Raw genomic sequence first — 23321 nt, forward strand, 5'->3', positions numbered from 1 at the left:
TAGCACAAATAACCATAATTTGGTTATGATAAATAGCAGATAAAATGGACACAACCATCTTATCTGCTATTACATTTCTACCTAATTACTAACCCAGCTATTTCTTCTTTATCGTTATAAGTTACGATAAAGGTACGTTGTTCTTTACTATACTTCGCTACAAGAATAACAGTATATAAACCATCTTTTTCTTCAATCGATTTTTTCTCAATTTTTTCGAATGTACCAGCTTTTTCAATTATAGGAGTAAGTTCTTTCATTTGCTCTTCTGATAAGGCTGATTTCATTTTACTATCAAATTTTTCATGCACGTCTTTATACTTCGCCTCATTTAATAATGTTACAATTTCTTCCGCCTTCGGAATAAACTTTTTTGACGTACTTTCATCTACTTTATTACCGGTACAAGCTGCGAGTGCGAACGCCGCGATAGCACTTATTATAATTAGTATCATTCTTCTCATTTTCATACACCCTTTCTTTTTAAAATAAAACTATAACTAAAAACGAGTACAGCACAAATTGCTATTGAAACTTCTGACAAAATAATCCCGTCTTTCCCTTGTATATATAGCGGTATAATGCTAGCTATTGCATTTGCAGTCCCATGGATGAAAATTGCATATACAACATAACGAAATTTCTTTTGGACGACAGCTTGCAATCCAATGAAGGAAAGCCCAATATGCAATACCATCGCGAAGATGCGCTCAATACCGGCGAGATAGTAACTGTCACCATTTTGAATGACTGTTTGTGACAATAATAGAGATATTACCGGAATTCCAACTATCAACACTGCCTCAATACCACCATGCCCTGCTCCAAATAAAAAACCAGACTGCCAATCTCGTTGCTTCATAAAATAACGCATTGCAATAAAACGAGCTATCTCTTCAAAAATTCCAGCTGATAAACTAAGCAAAAGTACAAATAGTACAGGCTGCATAACAGAAAACATTTGAAAATTTGTGCTAGTTCCATTTACATAATTCAGTATTGGTATGCGGATCAATATTTGTGATACAACAATAGCCAATACACCTAACATATATGGAATATAGCGTTTCTTCCAAAAAGCATATAAAAGTGCTACAAGCGGTAAACCAAAGCTAATCATTGTTGTAAAAATAAGACCATTCATCTCGCTTCACCTCTTACTTGAAGTGTATAAAAACGAGTAAAGGAAGTATGTAGTTCTTTCCTATTCGGTTTCATTTTCATCATAGATGGTCATTTCATCTCTTTTAATATGAGTGTTTGTGTGAAATAAGGACTTACATAAGTTGTCTCTAACGTCGCGTTATTTGTTTTATTCATAATCCGTTTTAACGAAAATAACCCATATCCTCGAGCTCCGTCTTTACTTGAATGGTTTTTCTCATAAATTTTTTGCAAATCAATCGCTTCACTCTTTGAACTATTACGCGCGATAAAATATTGTCGGGAATCCATTTCAAAGAATGCGATTTGCAACATCTTTTCCTCACTATGTACTGCTTCTTCAATTGCATTGTCTACTAAAACTGAAATGATGCGAATAAATGAAATGATCGTCATCGAAACACTTTCAATGTTCTCTGGTATATCGAGCATTACTTTTATTTGTTGGTGCTGGGCAGTGCTAACTTTCGCCCTTAATACACTTCTCACTTCAGGAATATGTATACGAGATAATTTCGCAATATCAAGTTCATTATCATTTATTGTTTTTAATGTAGGAGCTATCACGTCATAATACACTTGCTCAATTTCTTTCACATTTTTTGTACGTATGCCCTCCTCTAACGATAGTAATACATTCATATAATCATGACGGAAACTAGCAAGCTCATCGTGCATATCCTCTAATTTCTCTACATAATCTAATAACTCTTTATCTAAACGTTTCTCGTGTTCTTCTTGTAACTTTTCTTTCGATAAGTGTGAGCTTATTAACACCATGATTAGTAATAATAAAAATATAATAATCGCTGAAATATAACTTACTTCACTGTATTGTTGATTTAATTGTGCTAATAACGCAGAAGATGGCTGAGTTAAGATTAGTTCAATAATAAATCCGGCAATTAATAATATATAAGTTACATAGTATAGCGGACTACCTACTATATATTGAGCAATTTTTTGGATTCTTTTGCGAGCTACAAAAATACCGATAAAAGTAAGTGTCGATACGGTAAGATGAATCAAGCTACCTGTCCATAAATATAAATTGAATGGCGTTAACATAAAGATTTTCATTCCTAAATCAAATAGCAACATTTTCACTAACGTTATTATCACCATACTCACTAGTGCAAAATATACATTATGCTTAAATTTCAATTCATTTTGCATTAATCCTAAACTTATTAGAAACAACACAATGGTACTATTCAATTCTGGATATCTCGTTACTGTTACAACAATAGCAAGTAAAATAATGAATACCGCACTTAAAGCTATTAACATTCTATATGACAATCTATTGTACCGGATTAATTGAATGTATAAAAACGTATGGCTTATACTAGTAAGCAGTATTGCAAATAAATCATAAATATACATTACATCTCACCCTTTAATATGTTACGTACTTTACTCACTAAACGACGTGATACTGGAATACGTTTCCCGCTTTTTAAAACTATCATTTTTTGCTTCGCATCGTAAGAAGACAATTGCTTCGTATTCACAATATATGATTGATGACATCGAAATAAACGTTCATCTACAAATTCAATTTCTTTTAAAGTCCCGTAAAAATAAACAATTCGATCCAACGTCACTAACGCTAAACGGTGTGGTTCATCGGTCATAACATATTCAACTTCATGAAAAGGTACCCGCACAGTCGCATTACTATTTTCAACGATAAAATCATCAGATGGAATGATGTGCTTATTACGCTCTTCATATTGGAGTAAACATTGTTCAAAAACGTTACGCCTCTCCTCGTATGGCAACCCTTTATCAATAAAAGTTAAAGCTGATACCATGTATTGATATGAAATAGGTGCAAATTCAGAATGCGTCGTTACAAACACAATAATCCCTTGCGTATCATACTTTCGTATTTCTTGCGCCACTTGTAATCCTTTACGCTCTTCTCTTTTTATCTCAATATCTAAAAAATAGATTGGAACATACCTCGCCTTAGGAATGTTAGTTATAATGTTTTCACTTTTACTAGTTACCTCTATAAAATCAAAAGGCAACATATATTTCTCGCAAATCTCTTCAACTAGCCGCTTCATTTGCTGCGCCTGTATGACATCATCTTCTAAAATGAAAATACTCATGTGATCACTCGCTTTATAGAAATCTTTTCATCTATAGATTTATCTATAACTATATAATTTAAATCTTTATACCAATCCCCTTCTAAATATTTGAAAGTATTAATTTTTTTCGTTTTTATAAAGCATAGAAAACAACCTCTACTTTCAAGCAAAAAGTAGAGGTTCTATTTAAATTATTTATAAAATAACCTCTCTATCAATCACTACCTTAAAAAATTCCGAGTAATGCGATATAGAATAATCCGCTACATCACAACTCCTTTGAAACATACATGTTAAAATACCTAATTCTTTTGCAGGTAATAAATCTAATTCTCTATCACCAATAGCTAAATCAATATTGTGCTTTTTATGTAAATGATCATAAGATAAAGCGTTCGGTTTTCGGGGGAAACCATCGTCAATTGTAACCATGTCTACGAAGTATTTGTCCCAGCCGTAATGATTTAATATTGATAATACTCCGGCTCTATCTTTGTGAGTCATAATTACATTTTTATCAGCAAACTTTAAAACCTCTTCCACTTTTTCAAATGGTTTAATATCTTCTATCATAATGCGACTCTCTAATACATCAATTTCACTTAATTGTTTTTTAGATATTTCATAATAATCAATTGCGTGTGAAAATGAAACCTTTAACTTTGTATAGATTTCTTCTTCACTTATTTCCTTCCCTAAAACTTGAGAAAGAATTTTTGTATAAACTGGATACGTATCAAATAACGTCCCATCAAAATCCCATAAAATATTCATTCTGTTCACCTTCTATTTTCCAATCATTGTATGACTAAATTCGCCCGTTCCTTCGGCAATTCCGTTTCTAAGTAATAATCCTCTGCTTTCCAATACCTATTCTCAAACTTTGAAAGGTTTTTCTGCGTTTCCTCACTCTCGCGCAGAAATCTTGTCTCTCTTGGACAATCCAAGTACACCATATAATGAAAGAAATCTCTCCATTCTTTTCGCTGTAGAAAAACACCTTCCATTACAATTACACCTACTATAGGGATCTGTACTTTTTTCATTTCACTTGAGTCTGTCTCATCATAATAGAACGGTAATGTCAGTTTTGTTTCAGTTTGTAACTTTTGAAAAATCCTCTTCTGCAAGTTTGCAATATCCCATTGTAAATAATAATACTCATACCATTCTTCATATCCAGTATGATACCGTTTATTACGTGCTACTATATGATCATCAATATGGAAAATATGGAACGGAATACTTTCTTGTTTCATGTTTTCTTTTAAATTTGCAACGAATGTCGTTTTACCAGATCGACTTAAACCATCTATACCTAGAATGAACCTATTTTCTTTATGTTTCTTCATTATATTTATAAGCTCATTTGTACTCATTATTTCTTCCACTCTTCTTTTAATAAAGAATATAAAATCGTATCATGAGCAACTTCATTTTGAATCATATGTTTTCGAAGTAATCCTTCTTCTTGAAACCCTGCTTTACTTAATAATTTTTGAGAAGCTTTATTTTCTACATATACAACAGCTGCAATTCTTATCAGTTGCAGCGTTTCAAATCCGTAAATTAAAATTGCCTGTAACGCTTCCGTTGCATACCCTTGTCCCCAATATGTATCGTCTAATTCATAACCGATTTCAGCTCGCTTATGATGTTTGTTTATTAAATGAAATCCGCACGTTCCGATTATTTGGCCCGTCCCTTTTTTCTCTATTCCCCAACGAAATACACTTCCCTCTTCATAACGATTTTTAAACATTTGAATAGTCGTTTTCGCTTGCTCAATATTCTCGAATGAATCCATTCCGAAATAACGTATAACAGATTCTTTTGAAAAATAACGGAACATCGTTTCTGCATCTAACAGTGTTAGTTCTCTTAATACTAAACGTTCTGTTTCTAGTTTCGGAAACCCCATCTCGTTTTCTCCTTCTATTCTAATGAACTGCAAATTTCAATATAATTCCCATCTGGATCGGCAATGTATGCAATTGTTTGTCCCCATGGTTTCACAATTGGTTCAACTAAAATCTTAATTCCTTGCTCCCTAAATTGTTCGATTGTTTCTTGTACATGATCAACAACGAATCCCAATTCAAAATGAGAAGATTGTAACTCACCTTCTGTAAGTGGTAGTCCTGTTAATTCTTTCACATCTTGCCTCGTATTCATCGCTAAAATTGTAGAACCAGTATTAAACTCAATATATGTACCATGCTCTGCTTTTATAGGTAACTGTAAAATATCTTTATAAAACCTTACACATTCTTCAAACTTTTCTACATATAAAATAATGTACTTCATTTTTAAATTCATTTTATATCCCCCTTTATATCCATCCCTAAAATTTCGACAAAAGTCTCATAAAAACCTTGTTTCCTATAGTAATAAGCACAAAAAAATGAGGCCGATTTCTCGGCCCCCCAGCTTATTGGCATAAAACAGGAGATTTGGTTTGGACATAACCAGTTCGTACCCTTATTATATTTTATTTTTTCTGAATTTTGAATACTTTAAACACCCATTTATATTGAGAAAGTTTTTTTGCTTGCATAAAATTGATGAGTTACAGAAATGCTACAAATGGAGGTGTATACATATGGAACCAATGCTATGTCCAAGCTGTAAAACGAACCGTACTCGCTTTAATATTCTTGAACAACAAGTAAAACCAGTCAAGTTAAATCCACAAACTGGTCAAGTAGAAGAAGAATACACAAATGAAACGATGAACGCTTTTCATATGGCCTATCAAGGACCAACTTACCGCGTCCAATGCGCTGTATGCGGACTTGTTGAAAACCCGGAGCAATTTATTAAACCTGCGCAAAATCAATCTTTTTCTTAAACATTTTTAATCCCCCCTATGGAATTTTTATAGGGGGTTTTCCATTTAATATGTTAATCAAAAATGTTTTTCTTCCTTATTATAAGTTACACCCCACGCTTTTTAGTCATCTTTTATTTTTTGATTTTCGATATGAATCGTTTTCACTTCATTTATTTTTTCGGGTGTGGTTCTTCATAATAGTTAATTTTGCGCCTTTATATAAATTTTTAATATGTAAAAAAGAGTGAACAAAAACACAATAATATAGAGACAAAAGAAGTTGATTCCGATATTCTCCCTACAAAATCAACTTCTTTTTAACTTTACTTTTTATTATAATATTTCACTTTTTAATTTCTTAATTTTCCAAGTGAGTCTTATAAAGAAGTATATCCACATACAACTTGTAAGACCTGTCATAACTTTCGCCCAAATTGGCACTCTTGATTCCATCGGGCTTATAAAAAGATTGTACATTGATGGTAATATAGTTGCTAACATAATAACAAAGAATACTAATAACTCATTTAGTTTTTGTATCCTCGTCTCTTTTTCTGAGTAAATATCAGGCAATTCATTTACTTCTTCTACTTCTTTACAAAAATAATTCCAGCTTGTAAAACTTGTTACACGTTCCCAACCTGACATTTCGTATATTTCGAAGTACTCTTGTTGTTGTTCTTTCGAATCCCTATAAACCAATCTAAAATCAGCTTTATATATTACATCTTTTGGCTCAGTTTTCTTAAACGTATACATTAAATTGTATTTTTGTAATGCCCAACCTTGTTGATGCATCTTACGTAAAAAAGCTTCTTCTTTTTCTAAATTCCATGCCGTAAAAAATTTGAATACCCTTTTTGTCTCCATCTTCCATTCACTCCCCTAATATACTATTCCCATTTTTAACCGAACGCTGTAATCTGTTGTACTCTAGCTCCAACACTTCTCTCCCAAACGGAGTTAATTCATAGCACTTTTTTCTATCTGTAGACGCCACTTCAACTATTAATTTCTCTTTTAGTAACTTTGTCGTATTCCCGTATAAAGTACCTGGACCGAGCTTTACTTCCCCATTTGTCATTTCTTCTACCATTTGCATAATTCCGTAACCATGCATTGGTTTCACTAGTGATAACAATATGTAATATGTCGCCTCTGTTAACGGAATATATTTTTTCGCTTTCGTATTCATTATAACCACCTCCGATACATCGCTTCGTGATATATCGACATGCGATACATCGTATATCGATATTTTATAACTACATTCCAAAATATGCAAGTATAATTTAATAATCGGATATTTATTTCTTTGAATTAAAAAATCATATCAATTTTCTGAATAATTTGTTAAAATGTAGAAATATCCGTTTATATTTTGAAAGGAATGATACATATGATAAATAAATTGAAAGAAAACATAGGATCAGTTTTTGTCGGTAAAGAAAATGTTATTGATCTATTACTCGTTTCATTGCTTGCTGATGGACATGTACTGCTTGAGGATGTGCCTGGTACGGGGAAAACGTTACTTGCGAAAACACTTTCTAAAAGTATTAGTGGTAAGTTTTCTCGCGTTCAATTTACACCTGATGTACTTCCGAGTGATGTAACAGGTATTGAATATTTTAATCCGAAAACGAGTGAATTCGAGTTAAGACTTGGACCCGTCATGACCAATATTTTGCTTGCCGATGAAATTAACCGCGCTATGCCTAGAACACAGTCTAGTTTATTAGAATCGATGGAAGAACGACAAGTAACGCTTGAAAAGCAATCTACTCCTCTTCCGAAACCGTTCTTTGTCATTGCGACGCAGAATCCAATTGAATCACAAGGAACTTTTCCTCTTCCAGATGCACAGCTTGATCGTTTTTTAATGACAATTTCAATTGGTTATCCATCTCCAGAGGATGAATTACAAATGATGCGACGTTTTCGTAGCGACGTACCACTAGAAAGCGTCAAGTCTGTTATTTCTTTAGAAGACATTTTAGAGGCACAGAAACGAGTAAAAGAAATTTTCGTATCAGAGCCGTTAGAACATTACATTATTAAACTTGCTCATGCTACAAGAAATCATGATTACATCGCTAACGGTGTCAGTCCACGTGCCACACTTGCTTTAGTGCGCGCCGTACAGGCATTAGCATTTTTACGAGGGAAAGAATATTGTACGCCTGAAGATATACAATTTTTAGTTCCTTCTGTTTGGAATCACCGTATCGTCCTATCAATGGAAGGTGCATTACGTACGACAAAAAATGAAATTATGCAAAGAATTTTAAAAGAAGTTGACGTACCAGTGGAGATTGAGCAAGCATGAATGGACAGCGTGTTGTAACGGTACCGTTATTTTTCCAACTTCATATTATTCAATTAACTGTCCCAGGCGCTATACTATTTACATTTTTTATGCCACAACGAATTATTATGTTTCTCTTTTTCTTCTATTATTTATTTGCGATTTTCATTTATAAATATGTCGCTTATATAGAGAAAAGGTTTCAAGTGATAAACGAGAAACAAATAACTCGGTTATTCCCTAATGAATCTGGTCAGTTTTTTATTCATTTAAAAAATGGTGCAAATATACCACTCGTTAACGGTGTTTGTTATTTTCATTTAAATCCGTCATTACTACCACAAAAAGATCAAGGAATTGAACAAATATCAAAAACGTTATTTTCTTTTCCGTTTTCACAACCTGCTCATTCGGCGCAAAAATGGGATTTAACATTAACCGCAACGAAGCGTGGTGTATTTCAAATTGAACAGTTCGAATGCGTCTTAAAAGATCCTTTTCATCTTTTAACTGTACATTTACCCATTTTTGATAAATTACGGACTGAAATTATTGTGTACCCTTCTCCAAAAGAAGTGGCAGGTTTGCAAGAACTACAGCAACTTTTAACGGGATCTTATCGAACGAATTTTTCTTTTTACAATGATGAAACATCTATTATCGGCGTTAAACGATATGAACGTGAATCTTTCCGTTCTATTCACTGGAAAGCATCTGCTAAAATGCAATCATTACATGCAAAGCAATATGAACCTGTAAAAAATTATAGTTGGACGATCTGTCTTTCTTTAGCTGCTGATCGCGGATTTGGTTGGAAGGATAATATAGAAGATCTTATATCATTTGCAACATACATTTGCCAATACGCAACGAAGCATCAAATACCATTTGAATTATTTATTAGTGTATTAGCTGAAGGTGGTCCTCTGCATCTACCATTAAACGCAGGGCAAACACACTACGGAATATCTTTAGAGGAATTAGCGCGTATTTCAGATGATAGTACGTTACTTCCGAAACAAGGATTCCTTCACTACGTAGAGAGAAAAAGGGAACGTTCGTCTACAATGATATATATTGGTTTACAAAGAAATGAACTCCCTCTTCTCTCTCAGCCTACGTTTCTCATAAATAACGAAGGGATGGTGGAACAGCTTGAAAACTTGGCTATATCACGTTCATGACTTTATTCTGCTCCTCCTCCTTTCATTATTAACAGAAAGGGATGAACTTGTTTCTATTGCTATATTTTTAGTAACAGGCTATATGGGTGTATTTCTAATTCATACATTTATGAAGAAAAGAACAATAGGATTTGTCATACTGTTAATTACTCAAATAATCGGTTGCTCAATCTTTCTCCCTTTCTCTCTATTTGGCACAATTATGTTACCGCTTTTCTTCTTTATCGTACATGTAGTCGGTCCTGGATATCCAGTTCAAAAGTCATTAGGTGGTATAGTATGTTTCGTCTTTTCAGCTATATTTTATGCACCTTTTCCACCATTATGGAAGTTGTTACTATTAGTCTTACACATTTTGATTGCATTTTGGTTAACAGGTTCCAATCGTAATCAACAGTTATTACGTTTTACTTCTATTATTACAATTGGAACATTTAGTGCTTTACTTATTCTAATATTTCCTTATGTACGTCTTATTTTTTCTTATATTGTCCAAGTAGTTGCATTAGGATTCGGATATGCGATCAATCCGTTATTTTCAGCAGCTGAATCAAAAGAGACAGACGATTTTTGGTCGAATAAAGGAAATCTAAAAGACCCTCAAATTAAGGAAGAATTTGGACAGCGTGATTTTGATCCAACTCTCATAAATAGCATTACAATTATAGTATGTACAACTATTGCTATTTACGTCGTTTGGAAAATAATAAAAAGACGAAAACAATTTAGTTTACCAAATATGCCTGTCTTCGAATCTACTATTATCACTGATAAAGAAGGAATGAGCCAAAAACGTTTGAAACGAAACAAACCGCCACATAACGAAATTCGAAAAGAGATTTTTAAGCTTGAAAGTAAGTTAACTCCCCCTTTAAATAGAAATCGAGGAGAAACTATTGCGGCATGGTTAGATAGAATAAATAGTGAAGAAGATGTAAATATTCAGAGTCATATTATTATAGATGCTTATAATACAGTGCGTTATTCAAATGGCGAGGATATGATGCTACTTCAGGAATTTAAGGAAGAGGTTCATAAGCTTTATGTGTATCAGAAGAGTTTGAAGAAAAGAAAGAAATAACATAACAAAAAGACTCCTATTTTCATAGGAGTCTTTCTATACTTCTACGTTATTTTTTAAATTGAAGCGTTTTTCCCTGCTTCAATTTCTAATGACTCTTCATGCCACCAAAGTGTTTCTTCAGGATCTTCTTTAGCAATTTGGTGTGCTTCTTTTTTCGATTCTACTGTAGGATATGAACCTTTTAGCGCACGTCCTGATGTTGTAACGAATAATACACTAAACACGACTAATCCAATAACACTTACACCTGCTAAATAAAATGCTGGTGCAAGCGGGTTACCGGTTGCATGAACTAAGTATGAACATACGAGCGGCGTTGTACCACCGAATATCGATACAGAAATATTAAATGAGATCGAAAGCGCTCGATAACGTACATCAGTGAAAAATAGTGATGGTAATAATGAAGGTAATGTTCCTTCATATACGCTTAGGAAGAAACCTAATACGAAAATACCTGCAAATATAGCTGCAATATGTCCGTTACCTATTAGTAAAAATGCTGGAATTGCAAATACAGTTAAACCGAGTAAACCAATTTGCACGACACGTTTATTACCAATTTTATCACTTAATTTACCGAAATAAAGTGCCAGTGGAATCATAAGTGCCATCGTAATAGAAATAATTAATAAGCCAGTTGTTTCTTTGACTTTAAGTACTTGAGTTAGATAAGAAGGAATATACGAAAGAATCATATAGTTCGTAATATTAAAGAAGGCGACAATTACTGTGCTTAATAAGAAGTCTTTTTTGTGATATTTTAATATATCCATAAATGAAAATTGTTCGTTGTCTTCAGATTCCTCTTGTGCTTTTTCCATCTCTTCAAAGATAGGAGATTCATCTAAATGACGGCGTAAATATAAACCGACCAAACCAATTGGTGCAGCTATTAAGAAAGGAATACGCCAGCCCCAGCTGAGCATTTGCTCATCTGTTAATAATAACGTTAAAATGGTAACAATTACCGATGCAGCAATGTAACCTGAGAGTGTTCCAATTTCAAGACCACTACCGAGTATACCACGCTTTTTATCTGGAGAAGATTCTGCGATATAAACCATTGCACCTGAATATTCACCGCCTGTAGAGAAGCCTTGAATCATTCGGGCAACTAAAAGTAGTATTGGTGCCCATACACCAATTTGTTCATAGGTTGGTAGTAATGCGATGAATAATGTAGAAAGTGCCATTAAAATAATAGTAGTACTTAACACGATTTTTCGGCCGTACTTATCTCCTATTCTACCAAAGAATACACCTCCGATTGGTCGAACGAGAAAGGCTGCTGCAAATGTACCGAATGTAAGTACAAGTTGCAATCCACTATTATCAACACCTGAGAAGAATAATTGACTTAAAATTACCGCTAAATACGCGTATAATCCGAAGTCAAACCACTCCATTGCATTCCCAATACCAGTAGCAATTACTGCTTTCCTGGCTTGTTTAGGATTGACAATATTAACGTCTTGAGGTTCAAAATTTAAATCATTATTTTGTTGCATACAATAAAACAGCTCCTTATTTAATTTAACTTCTTTAAGCACACCTTCTCTTATTGAATAAAATTAATTCGAAGCACTTAAGGAAAATCAACGTCTCCTTATCTGTTATTATTGTTTCACATAATTAATTATTTGTCCAATGAGATGCTCCCTAGGTTAAGTAATTTATTAAAAATTAAAAGCTGAAGAAGGCGCTATATGAGTACCTTTTTCAGCTTTTTAATTTAATTTATAAATTTATTTTTTTCACCCTTATTTTCTTCTTATTTGAATAGAAAACAAGGTACTTTTTAATTTAATTTTTCAAACAATTGTAGCTGCTAAACTTTGCATACAAGAAATAAACTCCTTAACAAATGCATCAATTTCTTCTTTAGTAATTATATACGGTGGAAGTAAACGGATGATGTTCCCTTGTGTAACATCAACTAACATCCCTTTCTCCATTAGCTCTACTTGTAAATTCTTTACGTTTTCATTTGTATCATTCAAACTAATTCCAAACATCATGCCAGCATGACGTACTTCCCCAATATAATACGCATTTTCTTTCTGAATTTCTTGCAATTTATCATTTAAATATAGTGACATTTCATACGCTTCTTGCATTAAACCGTCGTCAATCAATGTGTTTAATACCGTTAACCCTAAAGCCGTTCCCATTGATGAATGAGCAAATGTAGTACCGTGATCGCCTGGTGCAAATACATCACATAACTTTTCACCTACAATGATTCCGCCAAGCGGTATCCCGCCCCCTGCTCCTTTACCAATTTGAATAATATCCGGTGTAATATTGAAATTTTGATAAGCAAATAGTTTACCAGTTCTCCCCATACCACTTTGAACTTCATCAACGATAAGAATGACATTATATTTATCACATAATTTTTGAACACTATGTAAATATTCACCTGATAAAGGATAAATACCCCCGCTTCCTAAAACAGGCTCTAGCATAATCGCAATTGGATTTTCTTTAACAATTGTTTCTTCTAATTGCTCTATATTCTCGCGCTCTACTTCATATACTGGAATCGATGTTTTAGGGAAATTTTGATATACACTTTCCTGTCTCGTAAAATGAAGTGCTCCTAACGTACGCCCGTGGAAACTATTCTTCAGCACTACAATTCCTTCACGTTCTTCACCCGTATTAGCTCTATATTTATCAATTAATTTTAATGTCGTTTCTGTCGCTTCCGTACCAGAGTTTGTAAAAAAGACTTTTCCGTTTTTTAAAGAACAATCAACTAATTTCTTTGCATATTCAATCGCAACTGGGTTTAAAAAATGAAACGGTAGATGCAACGATTTCGTAACTTGTTCCATTGTCGTTTGCACGATTTTCGGGTGATTATATCCTAATACATTCACTCCGACACCAGAAAATAAGTCTACATATTCTTTACCATCCACATCATAAAGCTTGCATCCTTCTCCTCTTTCTATCGCAACCTTCGTACGACAGTAAGTAGGCATCATATATTTTTCATCTAATTGAGACCAATCCGACATTTTAAATTCCTCCTAGTTATTTTCCCTGTTTATTTATGTTCATTTTCTATAAAGTCATGTATAAATTCATTTTTAAGATTGAAATTTAAATAGTAATTTTCTTCACGATATTCATTTTTCCATAATTTCTTCTATTCCAACAGGTCCACTACATACTCGTTTTTTTCATCTAGCGGTCTGTAGCTATTTTGAACTTTGCGTGTCATACATAATCAACGCTATAAAATCATATTTAGTAACAATGGACAAAAAAGATTTGGAGGCTATATCGATGGATGAAAACAACGATAAACAAGGGCAACCTTTACTAGGGAAAGACTTTAATGAAAGTGAAGAACGTAATGAACAAGCTACACTTCACTCTCAAACAGTTGGTTCACATGGACCTGTTCTAAAGCAAGATAGTGTACTTCACGAGACGTTACAAGAATTTATTCACGAAAAAATTTTAGAAAGACCTGTTCACGCAAAAGGATTTGGTGCGTTTGGTTATTTTCAAACGATCTATCCCATGTCTGAACATACGACACTAAGCTTTCTACAAAATTCTAATGAGAAAGTTCCTGTTATGGTGCGATTTTCATTAGCTGTTAGTACGAAAGGAACACCTGATACTTCAAGAAATGTACGCGGTTTTGCTACAAAATTTTATACAAAGGAAGGCATTTTCGATCTTTTATGTAACCACATTCCTGTCTTTTCTGTTCGTGATCCAATGCGTTTCCCAGAAACAATTCAAGCGTTATTACCTTCACCTAAAAATAACTTACTAGACCCGAATAGATTTTGGAGCTTTGTCGCTAGAGCACCTGAATCCATTCATTTCGTTGTCCATTTATACTCTGATGTTGGTACGGCCAAAAGTCTTCGACGTATCCCAGGACATAGTGTAAATACATATGTTTGGAGAAATGCAGAAGGTAACCGCAAGTATGTAAAGTATCATTGGTATCCATTTGAAGGTGTACAATTTATTACTAATGAGGAAGCGAATAAACTAGCTGCCGAAAACCCTGATTATAGCGGGAAAGATTTATATGATGCAATTGCAAATGGTAAGCCAGTGGAATACGGTTTATATGTCCAGCTCATGGATCCGAAAGATGAAGACCATCTTTCTTATGACCCTTTAGATGATACAAAAGTATGGGATGAAAAGTCGTACCCTCTTATACCAGTAGGCAAAATGGTATTAAATAAAAATCCTGAAAATTATATGGAGCAAGTAGAAAAAGTCGCCTTCTCCCCTTCTAATTTACTAGACGGTGCAGAACTATCAGATGATAAAATGTTGCAAGGACGCGCTAACATTTATAGTGATTCTCAAAGAAGAAGAATTGGATCTGAATTCCGTAAATTACCGATTAACCAACAGCAAAATTGGACACCTGCTAATCAAATTACGAGCGGTGACGGAAGATACGTTGCAGGTAAACTTGAAAGAACCTCTATTACGAAACAGGATGACTTTACGCAGCCTGGTGAATTTTATGCGAAGTTACAACCGATTGAAAAAGAACATCTTGCTGAAAATTTAGCTGGTGATTTGAAAGTTATCTCCGAAGATATTAGAAAGGTCGTTTTAGGGTATTTTTATAAAGTGTCTGCTGATTTAGCCGCAAAGATTGAGAGTGCGCTACAAAAGATTTAAGCATATAAAAAACGTCATTTTAATGTTTAAAATGACGTTTTTTATAGAAAAATTACTAATAAAATCTAATGTCTCGTTTATAAGTTATTAAAGATAGATTCTCCTGTAAGATTTTCGTTATTTCATTTTACATTATGGTACTCATTTCTCTTTTTCAAATAATCTTTTTCACATTGTAACGGCTTGAACTCCACAATTTTCCCTTGCTTCTTTTTCGTTTCGGTAACAATCCATTCTCCTTTTTCAACGTTTAGTTCTAGGTGTTTCATTACATTTGTATCGTCTACTTCTTTATAGAGTAAATATGCTTCTTGCGCCTTCACAAATAAACTAGGCTGACCTCTAAATCCACCACTCTCGTAAATTTTAGTTAGTGAATTATAATAAGAATCATTTTCTCTTCCACCATACATTAAATGTGCAGCATCCAGGTCTCTTTGGCTAACTTCCCAAAAACTGTGTTCATCTATATTTAAATCAAACGTAGATTGAATGTCCTTCATAATGTTCTTCACATACTTTTCATCTCTAATTTTCCTTTTTTCAAGACAATCCGAAGATAACTCTGGTGCATCCGTTTGAGAATGTACTACTTGCTGAATAGATACACATAATACAAATACGCCTAAAATGTACAATATTTTTTTCATACTTACATTTCACCTCAAATGATTTTGTTACTTTATTATTTGAGGCTTACAATATTCTTATGCTAATAATGTGAAAGGCCCTATAAATTAGACCATATAGGGCCTTTCATTCTAAAACTGCTTTATCAAATTCACTGGTGAAGCAATTACCTTACTACTTTTCACGTCATACAGTCCAATAGGCGTTACCCGTATAAAAGGCAAGTGCGTTGCAGAAAAGAATAAAATGGTAAATGCCGGATCGTCATACACGTAGCCACGCTCTTGCAATAATTTCACCATCTGTTTCTCTTCCTGTATTAATTCATTCATTTTTAAATTAGACATAATCCCGAGCATTGGTAATGCGATTTCGTGTAATACTTCATTCTTTTCAGCTATTACCATTCCCCCGCCAAGCTCTTTTACTCTATGAAAAGCTGTAAGCATATCCTCTTTATTCTTACCAATAAGAATAATGTCACCGGTACCAGAATATGAGCTAGCAAGCCCACCAAGTTCTTTCGCAAAACCTTTGACAACTGTATTCACTCGCCACGTACCGTCACGAGCAATCATCATAAGGAAACACTCATCATGATCTAGTGAAAGTTCATCACGGTTTAAATCAATTTCAGTCGTGTATGGTTTCGTTATTACGTTATTTAATAATTGTATACCCATTTTATGAGAAAAAATCATATCCTCTTTTTCTATGGACCAGTTTAATAATAATGGAGTTACTTTGAATTTACTCCAGTCTATTTGTAATGATTCATATTTATTTACTCCGTCACGCTTCACCCATTTCCCCTTTGCAATTACACTTATTGGAACCGGGTTTTCTTTACTTTCCAAAATATTAATATTAGCAATTCTACCTGTCGCAATTGAACCATGTAGATGCTCCATATTATAATAACGGGCGATATTATAGCTTGCCATATGATAAGCATCTATAACTGGCACTCCTTGTTTTATCGCGGTAGATATCATTACGTTTGTCATTCCATTTTCATAAAATGAAGGATGTGAGCCGTCTGTAGTAAGAATGAATCTATCAAACTGTTTTACTCCTAGTTCCAACAATTCTTTCAGTAACACTTCTAAATCTGGGCGGATTGAAGAATTTCTTAAGGAAACCGTGTAACCTTGCATAAGGCGAGTAAAAGCTTCCTGCCCTGTCATCGCCTCATGATCACAATCTGTACCTAACAGTTTTAACTTCGCTAAAGTCGTTTCAGATGCTCCTGGAAAATGCCCTTCCACTTTTTTATGTAATCGTTTCGTTTCCTGCACCCAATGCAACATTTCATCATCGCCATGTAATAACTTTGGCCACGCTGTTAGCTCGCCGCCTTGAAGAACTTCTTTATGCTTTAGCCACTCTATTATTTCTTCACGATTAAATAAAGATTCCTCGTTTTGCAATGCAGTTTGTCCATCAAAACGACACCACCAATACATACTTGCTGGAACCTTTTCAAATTCATCTAATAAACGAAATGCTTCTTCACGTTGTAATGTGAAAAATAAAGTTAAATTATCATTAATAAAAGTCGTCGTCCCAAATTGCATCGCATAATTTGCTAACGTCTCTGGGTTATATAATTGATACGGATGTGCATGCGGTTCTATGTAACTAGGAACTACATACTTTCCATCACAATCAATGACTTCACATTCTTGTAGTTGCGCTGGTAGTTTTTCTCCTACATAAATAATACGATCATCATAGATCCAAATATTTGCTTGCACCCACTCGCGCATATAGGAATTTAAATACGTTGCATTCTTAAATAAAATGTGCGGACTTCTTTTGCCATCTATTACTTCAACATGTTCTCGTAATTGCTTGTTACTCCATCTAAACTGATTTTCTCCCAATGAATTTCACTCCACATCTATTTACTTTTATTTATTAAAATAAAAACAATTAACAAACTAAAGTATTCTTCATTCATAACTCCCCTGTATAACCCCTATCCCCTTCATTATATGGAATGATTGAAAAAATAACAATTTTCAAAATTCAACACATACCTCTTTGATTCTCAATTAAAAAGGATGTCATGTAATCGACATCCTTTTTTTATATTAAACTATATGATTGAATTACACTTGATGTCATACTAGGAATGCTATTACCGTCCTTGAAAACAGGATCCCATTCACATTCTTTTCATCTATTTCTTAAATTCAATTTGCATCATTTTATTAAACTGTGTAAGAATATCAGCCGGACCTAAAGTGTTAACATTGACAGCAAATGTATGCTTGCCTCCAATTACTCCGCCAGCAAAAGTCATAAACCCAGGAATTGATCCTCCGTGACCCCAAACTGAGACACCATTTTGAAGTTTAGTCTCATAGATTCCAAGACCATATCCATCACCAACCCCTTTTCCTTCTACAGGAACTGTAGTAAGCATTTCTTTTAGCTCGCGTTCTTTCAATAACTTACTACCGAGTAAAGATGAAAAGAACTTATTTAAATCGTCTGCATCTGAAATCATATCTCCCGCTGAATTAGCTAAACTCGGATTATAATACGTCATGTCTTTCAATTCACTTGTTTCGTCAATTTTCATATACCCTCGAGCATGATTCTTTCCTGGGATGACTGGTGAATTACCTGGTAAAAACGTATTCGCCAAATCCAAAGGTTCAATAATTCGTTTTTCAATTTCTTCCGCATAACTATTACCAGTTATTTTTTCAATAAGCATTCCTAGTATTACGTATCCTGTGTTTGAATACGACCAACCTTTACCTGGCGAAAAATCTGGAGGTAGAGCAAGTCCTATTTTCACTATTTCTTCTGCTGTATACGTTTTTTTCGAATTCATAATATCAGCGTCTTTTGACTTTAAATAATCAGCTATACCACTCGTATGATTCAAAAGTTGACGTATCGTAATTTGATTGCCATCATATCCATTTCCTTGAATGAGACCAGGTAGCCACTTTTCAATCGAATCGTCAAGTTGCACACGATTTTCTCCTACTAATTGAAGAACAGTCGTAGCAGTAAAAGTCTTCGTCACACTTCCAATCCGAAAACGATAATCCGATTTCATTGGTTTCTTACTATTTAAATCCGCCAAACCAGCATTATAACTACTAATTTTCCCGTTATTATACGTCTTAGCTAATACCCCTGGCGCTCCAGTTTGGATTGTTTCCTGCATGACTTGTTTCCAACTATTCCGATTCTTTTGATCATGTGCTTCTGATGAATTAGAAATATTTTGAATAGACTCTGCTTTCACAGTAAAACCGGGTGTGAATAAAGTAGTACCCGCTAATAAAACTGCCAAACTTGCTAACTTAATGGAATAACATTTTTTCATAAGGCTTTCTCTCCTCTATTCATATCGTATTGATTCAAGCTATACTTTCATCCTATATGATAAAACTCTCTTTTTTCTTATCCATTCCTTACGAAATACTTACTTTCAAAATTAGACGCCCAGATGAGAAAAAGTAATGTATGAAAATAAAAAAAGAACGAGTTTTCAATTTATGAAAACTCGTTCTTTTACATATTTAAAACCCTATATCAACTTTTTAGTTCATTCACTTTTACCATCCTGCACTAGCGTTCATGCCATTCCCGATAAGAGTAAGTATTAATGGCCACAGCACTGGTGCTAACGTAAGAAATAGATTAAGCAGTATAAGTATTCTATATCTCCCAGGAATATTATAATTTTTACGATTAACAAATAATACAAAAACTAATAATATTATGGTCGTTACAAATAAAAGTAACACTAACAACCAATACCAAACCATTAAACTGAGACTCCATGGCTGTAATAGCTCGTGTACAATACCAAAGGTGATTCCCAATACTGCAAAACTAAAGGTAGTAACTGTTGCTTTGATAAACAATTCACTTAATTTTTTATCGTATGTATACTTACAATATAAATCTATTAACGTGTATAAAGATAAAAAGGCCATTAATACACCTACCCAAGACAATAACCAGTCTCCGCCTCCTCTAACTAACATAAATAGGAACCAACACATCCCTGCTGCAGAAAAAATAAAGGAAAGGAGTATGTTTTTCAATACCGGTTTCATTCTATTTTCACACCCTTACAAAAATTTAAAAATAAATTATATTTTGTTATTTACATGATAACCGTAATTGATTAATCTCTTTTTCATTCTATATTGATGAAGCGAAGATAACCTCAAAAAAAATCCAACGAACAATACTCTACTAAGGCTACCCTTTTCGATTGGTAGAGATATAAAGTGAAACTTTAATCAGTGGAGGTTTTCTCCATCCCCCACTGATTATCAGCCCTCACCAATCGGACTTTTATGGGCAGTTGATCCCCCACCTAAATTCTTTGCTTTCGCTGCATTTTGAGGTGGGGGTCTTACTGCCCATTAAAGCGGGATAAAAAAGTAAGTATACATTACCATGTAATTAAATATAAGTAAATGAAATTAATTTACAGTTAATTTCATTTACTTATATTAATGTCACGCTTTCCCGTCTCGCTCTATCCATCGTACAGTCTTCTCTACATCTAACTCCGTATACGTCTTTTCTCCATATCGGACAGACTCATATATCGGAATAATATCTCGCGTTCTACAAATTCTACTTAACCATTGTTGCATCGTTTCATATGTCCTTCTCTGTTCGTGAAATGGTAAAGTTCTTTCCCATTCAACTAACGTTTTCCTTATCGTATCTTTAGGTAACGGCTGTTCAAACTGATGCATCACTTTCTTGTTCTTTTCGGTTTTATCCGTATTTTCTTTTGTTATCGATTGTTTATCCTGTTCTATTTCTGATTTCGTTACCTTTCTCCTCATTAATTTATAAAAAGCATATAGAATAACTAATGCAATAATTACATAAAAAACGACACTAATCCATCCATTTGAAAGAACAGACAACACATCAGTCCATGAATTTTTTCGTACAAAAAGTGGAATTTTCCTATCTATTTTTGTTCTTGTATCTACAACTCCTGTTTCTTCATCTATAATTCTTTCAGGTTCATCAAACTGTGCGTCTACAGTAGTAAAATCATAATTTCTTTCCGATATTGTCTCCGTCTTACTAGAAAAAAGCCCTTTTACTATATCTTGTACATGCACAACACCTTGCGAAAACGTTATCGCACTAACCGTAAAGAAAAGTATTATGAAAACTCTAATACTCCAAATCTTCACTTTCATATGTCGCCCTTTATTAGCCATGACATAAACCCCTTCTTATTCTTTTATTACAACCCATTTATTCGTTCTGCTATATTTCCTTGGGGAAGTACCAAGAATTAAAGGAACTGCATCCAATTCTTTTCGACGAAAGCCTGCTGTGTAAAAATAAGTGGAAGATACAGGAGTATCTTGGTCCGATATTGAGGCAAGTACTTTTAATACATTTTGCAAATGTTTCCGGTTATGACCGTTCTTTATATGCAACAATCCATTATCTTTTACACTATTGATCCAAACTTCAAATGAACAGTTTTGCATAAGCAGTTGTTTACATATGCCTGCTGTTAATTCAATTAGTTCCTCTGTATCATTTCTCAAAGAAATACCGCTTTTATTTTGCAAGTTGAGATATATCGCATATTTATCTGATTGTGTTCGCTCGTACTTTTTCGCGGTTATCGTCCCTGTTTTCGCTGTTGCACTCCAGTGGATAGAACGAAAATCTTCATTTTCATACGACTTCACTCCCATTACTTTCGTTTCATCATATAAGGGTGATGACATCGCTTTTCGAAACCCTCGTGACCATTCTTGTAATTCAGGAACTTGCATTTTCGGAACAGCTGGTAAAACTAAATAGGACGGCGTTTCAACCTGTTTATATGTTATATGGTTCGTTATGAATCCAAAGGGATCAGTAATGACAATTTCTACTTCTTCCCATTTCGCAATTCCTCTTTTTACAGCTACAGCTTGCAAATCAAATGAAACTGACTCTCTACCTTTTAAATTAAAATTCATATAATAATTTGAACCTGTATTCGTATTTTTGTTTATTTCATCATGATTCCAAGTTAGCTTATTTTCACATTTAAATCGAAATACGATATTGAAAATAGGGAATAACGACTTGTTTGAAATTTTCATTTTGCACACATTCGCTTCACCTATAAAAACGTTTGAATTCCCTTGACTGTATTCCCATTCAACACGAGATACTTTACGTATGTATACATGCATTGCACCTATTAAAATTACATACAAAAATACGAGAGATAAAAACAATAGATTACTTGAAAATACACATAAAATAACGGCTACAACTGACATAACTCCCATTACGAAAGGCTCCGTTAAAGGAGTATACACAAGTTGTTTATTCATCGTGCATTCTCCACTGGCACATTAATTGTATGAAGAATTTCTTTCATGATTTGTTCTTTCGTTGTTTTCATCTCCCCCTCAATCGTTAACGTTAAACGATGAGCGCAAACAGATGCAGCGAGTGTCTTAATATCATCTGGCGTACAATAATCTCTTTCATTTAATATTGCCCTTGCTTGAATCGCTCTCATAAATGCCAACGTCCCCCGCGGGCTTACTCCAATTTCAATTAACTCATGTTTACGCGTTGCCTCAATAATCTCAAGTAGATAATCTTGCACATCATTCCCTACTAACACTTCTCTTGCTCGTTTTTGCATTGTAATAATTTCTTCAGTTGAAATAATTGAATGTAACGTTTCTAACGGATCATTCATTTGAAAACGATTCATCATCTCCTTCTCTGCTTCTCTCGTAGGATAGCCTTGACGTATAGTTAGTAAAAAACGGTCTAGTTGTGCATCAGGTAAAGGAAATGTACCGGCCGATTCAAGAGGATTTTGCGTTGCAATAACTAAAAAAGGTTCTGGTAATGAATGTGTCTGTTTCGCAATCGTAACAGTACGTTCTTCCATCACTTCCAATAACGAAGATTGCGTTCTTGGTACAGCTCGATTAATTTCATCCACTACTACTATATTTGCAAAAATAGGACCTAACCTCGTTTTAAATTCCGATTCCTTCACATCAAAATATTCGAGACCAATAACATCTCCAGGCAAAGTATCCGCTGTGAATTGAATTCTTTGAAATTTAGCGTCTATACTTTTAGCCAAACTTTTCGCTAATGTTGTTTTCCCCGTCCCAGGTACATCTTCTAATAAAATGTGCCCTCTTGCTATAAGAGCTATAGCTGCAAGTTCAATCGCTTCATCCTTACCTATAATAACCTTCGAAATATTGTTCGTAATTTTCTTTAATGTACTCATATATCAACCTACCACCTTTAAATTTTCTAAAAATTAAGAATATACACTTTC

24 protein-coding genes are annotated in these 23321 nt (G+C 33.9%); 5 read left to right on the forward strand and 19 right to left on the reverse strand.

Annotated features, from left to right (window positions below):
- Nucleotides 1-77: 77 nt before the first annotated feature.
- The 8 genes from MR115_RS03370 to MR115_RS03405 all read right to left on the reverse strand — a co-directional run bounded on the left by MR115_RS03370 (nucleotide 78) and on the right by MR115_RS03405 (nucleotide 5585).
- Entirely contained in the window at nucleotides 78-464 is a 387-nt protein-coding gene (locus MR115_RS03370) for a DUF3887 domain-containing protein (protein WP_242239894.1), read from the reverse strand.
- Between the two features lie 2 nt (nucleotides 465-466).
- The gene (locus MR115_RS03375) at nucleotides 467-1144 is read right to left on the reverse strand and encodes a YhfC family glutamic-type intramembrane protease (protein WP_242239897.1); all 678 of its coding nucleotides are present in this window, start codon (nucleotides 1142-1144) and stop codon (nucleotides 467-469) included.
- A gap of 89 nt (nucleotides 1145-1233) precedes the next feature.
- The gene (locus tag MR115_RS03380; RefSeq protein ID WP_132132667.1) at nucleotides 1234-2550 is read right to left on the reverse strand and encodes a GHKL domain-containing protein; all 1317 of its coding nucleotides are present in this window, start codon (nucleotides 2548-2550) and stop codon (nucleotides 1234-1236) included.
- Nucleotides 2550-3284, reverse strand: coding sequence for a LytR/AlgR family response regulator transcription factor (locus MR115_RS03385; protein ID WP_242239898.1), 735 nt, complete (start codon nucleotides 3282-3284; stop codon nucleotides 2550-2552). The genes MR115_RS03380 and MR115_RS03385 overlap by 1 nt, the downstream gene beginning before the upstream one ends.
- A gap of 177 nt (nucleotides 3285-3461) precedes the next feature.
- Nucleotides 3462-4040: an HAD-IA family hydrolase gene (locus tag MR115_RS03390; protein ID WP_242239901.1), complete on the reverse strand. Its 579-nt coding sequence runs from the start codon at nucleotides 4038-4040 to the stop codon at nucleotides 3462-3464.
- A 23-nt stretch (nucleotides 4041-4063) separates the two neighbouring features.
- Nucleotides 4064-4645, reverse strand: a complete 582-nt coding sequence (locus tag MR115_RS03395) for a kinase (RefSeq protein ID WP_242239904.1) — start codon at nucleotides 4643-4645, stop codon at nucleotides 4064-4066.
- Nucleotides 4645-5187, reverse strand: a complete 543-nt coding sequence (locus tag MR115_RS03400; RefSeq protein WP_242239906.1) for a GNAT family N-acetyltransferase — start codon at nucleotides 5185-5187, stop codon at nucleotides 4645-4647. Before MR115_RS03400 ends, MR115_RS03395 begins: the two co-directional genes overlap by 1 nt.
- Before the next feature lie 14 nt (nucleotides 5188-5201).
- Nucleotides 5202-5585 (reverse strand): VOC family protein, encoded by a 384-nt coding sequence (locus MR115_RS03405; protein WP_076538476.1) that lies wholly within the window; start codon nucleotides 5583-5585, stop codon nucleotides 5202-5204.
- Nucleotides 5586-5868: 283 nt separating this feature from the next.
- Here MR115_RS03405 and MR115_RS03410 point away from each other — a divergent pair, with 283 nt between their 5' ends.
- Complete coding sequence (locus MR115_RS03410; RefSeq protein ID WP_000433610.1) at nucleotides 5869-6117, forward strand: hypothetical protein; 249 nt, start codon at nucleotides 5869-5871, stop codon at nucleotides 6115-6117.
- A 315-nt stretch (nucleotides 6118-6432) separates the two neighbouring features.
- Here the strand turns inward: MR115_RS03410 and MR115_RS03415 are convergent, their stop codons facing one another.
- Nucleotides 6433-6969 carry a DUF2812 domain-containing protein gene (locus MR115_RS03415; protein WP_242239909.1) on the reverse strand — a complete coding sequence of 179 codons (537 nt, stop codon included), beginning with the start codon at nucleotides 6967-6969 and terminating at the stop codon, nucleotides 6433-6435.
- A gap of 7 nt (nucleotides 6970-6976) precedes the next feature.
- Nucleotides 6977-7294 (reverse strand): PadR family transcriptional regulator, encoded by a 318-nt coding sequence (locus MR115_RS03420; RefSeq protein WP_048565484.1) that lies wholly within the window; start codon nucleotides 7292-7294, stop codon nucleotides 6977-6979.
- Nucleotides 7295-7498: 204 nt separating this feature from the next.
- Here MR115_RS03420 and MR115_RS03425 point away from each other — a divergent pair, with 204 nt between their 5' ends.
- Genes MR115_RS03425 through MR115_RS03435 form a run of 3 tightly spaced genes read left to right on the forward strand, consistent with a single transcriptional unit; the run spans nucleotide 7499 to nucleotide 10672 of the window.
- The gene (locus tag MR115_RS03425; RefSeq protein WP_242239912.1) at nucleotides 7499-8428 is read left to right on the forward strand and encodes an AAA family ATPase; all 930 of its coding nucleotides are present in this window, start codon (nucleotides 7499-7501) and stop codon (nucleotides 8426-8428) included.
- Nucleotides 8425-9591 (forward strand): DUF58 domain-containing protein, encoded by a 1167-nt coding sequence (locus MR115_RS03430; protein WP_242239915.1) that lies wholly within the window; start codon nucleotides 8425-8427, stop codon nucleotides 9589-9591. The genes MR115_RS03425 and MR115_RS03430 overlap by 4 nt, the downstream gene beginning before the upstream one ends.
- Nucleotides 9563-10672 (forward strand): DUF4018 domain-containing protein, encoded by a 1110-nt coding sequence (locus MR115_RS03435; RefSeq protein WP_242239917.1) that lies wholly within the window; start codon nucleotides 9563-9565, stop codon nucleotides 10670-10672. Before MR115_RS03430 ends, MR115_RS03435 begins: the two co-directional genes overlap by 29 nt.
- A 56-nt stretch (nucleotides 10673-10728) precedes the next feature.
- Here MR115_RS03435 and MR115_RS03440 read toward each other — a convergent pair whose 3' ends face one another.
- Nucleotides 10729-12186, reverse strand: a complete 1458-nt coding sequence (locus MR115_RS03440; RefSeq protein WP_242239920.1) for an MFS transporter — start codon at nucleotides 12184-12186, stop codon at nucleotides 10729-10731.
- Between the two features lie 303 nt (nucleotides 12187-12489).
- Nucleotides 12490-13704, reverse strand: coding sequence for an aspartate aminotransferase family protein (locus MR115_RS03445; protein ID WP_242239922.1), 1215 nt, complete (start codon nucleotides 13702-13704; stop codon nucleotides 12490-12492).
- A gap of 271 nt (nucleotides 13705-13975) precedes the next feature.
- On the opposite strand from MR115_RS03445, the gene MR115_RS03450 reads away from it, so the two are divergent.
- Nucleotides 13976-15355: a catalase gene (locus tag MR115_RS03450; RefSeq protein WP_242239926.1), complete on the forward strand. Its 1380-nt coding sequence runs from the start codon at nucleotides 13976-13978 to the stop codon at nucleotides 15353-15355.
- A 122-nt stretch (nucleotides 15356-15477) separates the two neighbouring features.
- Here the strand turns inward: MR115_RS03450 and MR115_RS03455 are convergent, their stop codons facing one another.
- The 7 genes from MR115_RS03455 to MR115_RS03485 all read right to left on the reverse strand — a co-directional run bounded on the left by MR115_RS03455 (nucleotide 15478) and on the right by MR115_RS03485 (nucleotide 23270).
- Entirely contained in the window at nucleotides 15478-16005 is a 528-nt protein-coding gene (locus MR115_RS03455; RefSeq protein ID WP_242239927.1) for a hypothetical protein, read from the reverse strand.
- Between the two features lie 111 nt (nucleotides 16006-16116).
- Entirely contained in the window at nucleotides 16117-17871 is a 1755-nt protein-coding gene (locus MR115_RS03460) for an adenine deaminase C-terminal domain-containing protein (RefSeq protein WP_242239932.1), read from the reverse strand.
- A gap of 299 nt (nucleotides 17872-18170) precedes the next feature.
- Entirely contained in the window at nucleotides 18171-19337 is a 1167-nt protein-coding gene (locus MR115_RS03465; RefSeq protein WP_242239934.1) for a serine hydrolase domain-containing protein, read from the reverse strand.
- Nucleotides 19338-19569: 232 nt separating this feature from the next.
- Nucleotides 19570-20076, reverse strand: coding sequence for a DUF3902 family protein (locus tag MR115_RS03470; protein WP_242239936.1), 507 nt, complete (start codon nucleotides 20074-20076; stop codon nucleotides 19570-19572).
- A 411-nt stretch (nucleotides 20077-20487) separates the two neighbouring features.
- On the reverse strand, nucleotides 20488-21216 hold the full coding sequence (locus MR115_RS03475; protein WP_242239938.1) for a signal peptidase II: 729 nt from the start codon (nucleotides 21214-21216) through the stop codon (nucleotides 20488-20490).
- Nucleotides 21217-21231: 15 nt separating this feature from the next.
- Nucleotides 21232-22341: a DUF58 domain-containing protein gene (locus MR115_RS03480; RefSeq protein WP_242239941.1), complete on the reverse strand. Its 1110-nt coding sequence runs from the start codon at nucleotides 22339-22341 to the stop codon at nucleotides 21232-21234.
- Complete coding sequence (locus MR115_RS03485) at nucleotides 22338-23270, reverse strand: AAA family ATPase (protein WP_242239945.1); 933 nt, start codon at nucleotides 23268-23270, stop codon at nucleotides 22338-22340. The genes MR115_RS03480 and MR115_RS03485 overlap by 4 nt, the downstream gene beginning before the upstream one ends.
- Nucleotides 23271-23321: the final 51 nt, after the last annotated feature.

Origin of the sequence: Bacillus cereus group sp. BfR-BA-01309 (assembly GCF_022664315.1) — a bacterium.
GTDB lineage: Bacteria > Bacillota > Bacilli > Bacillales > Bacillaceae_G > Bacillus_A > Bacillus_A mobilis.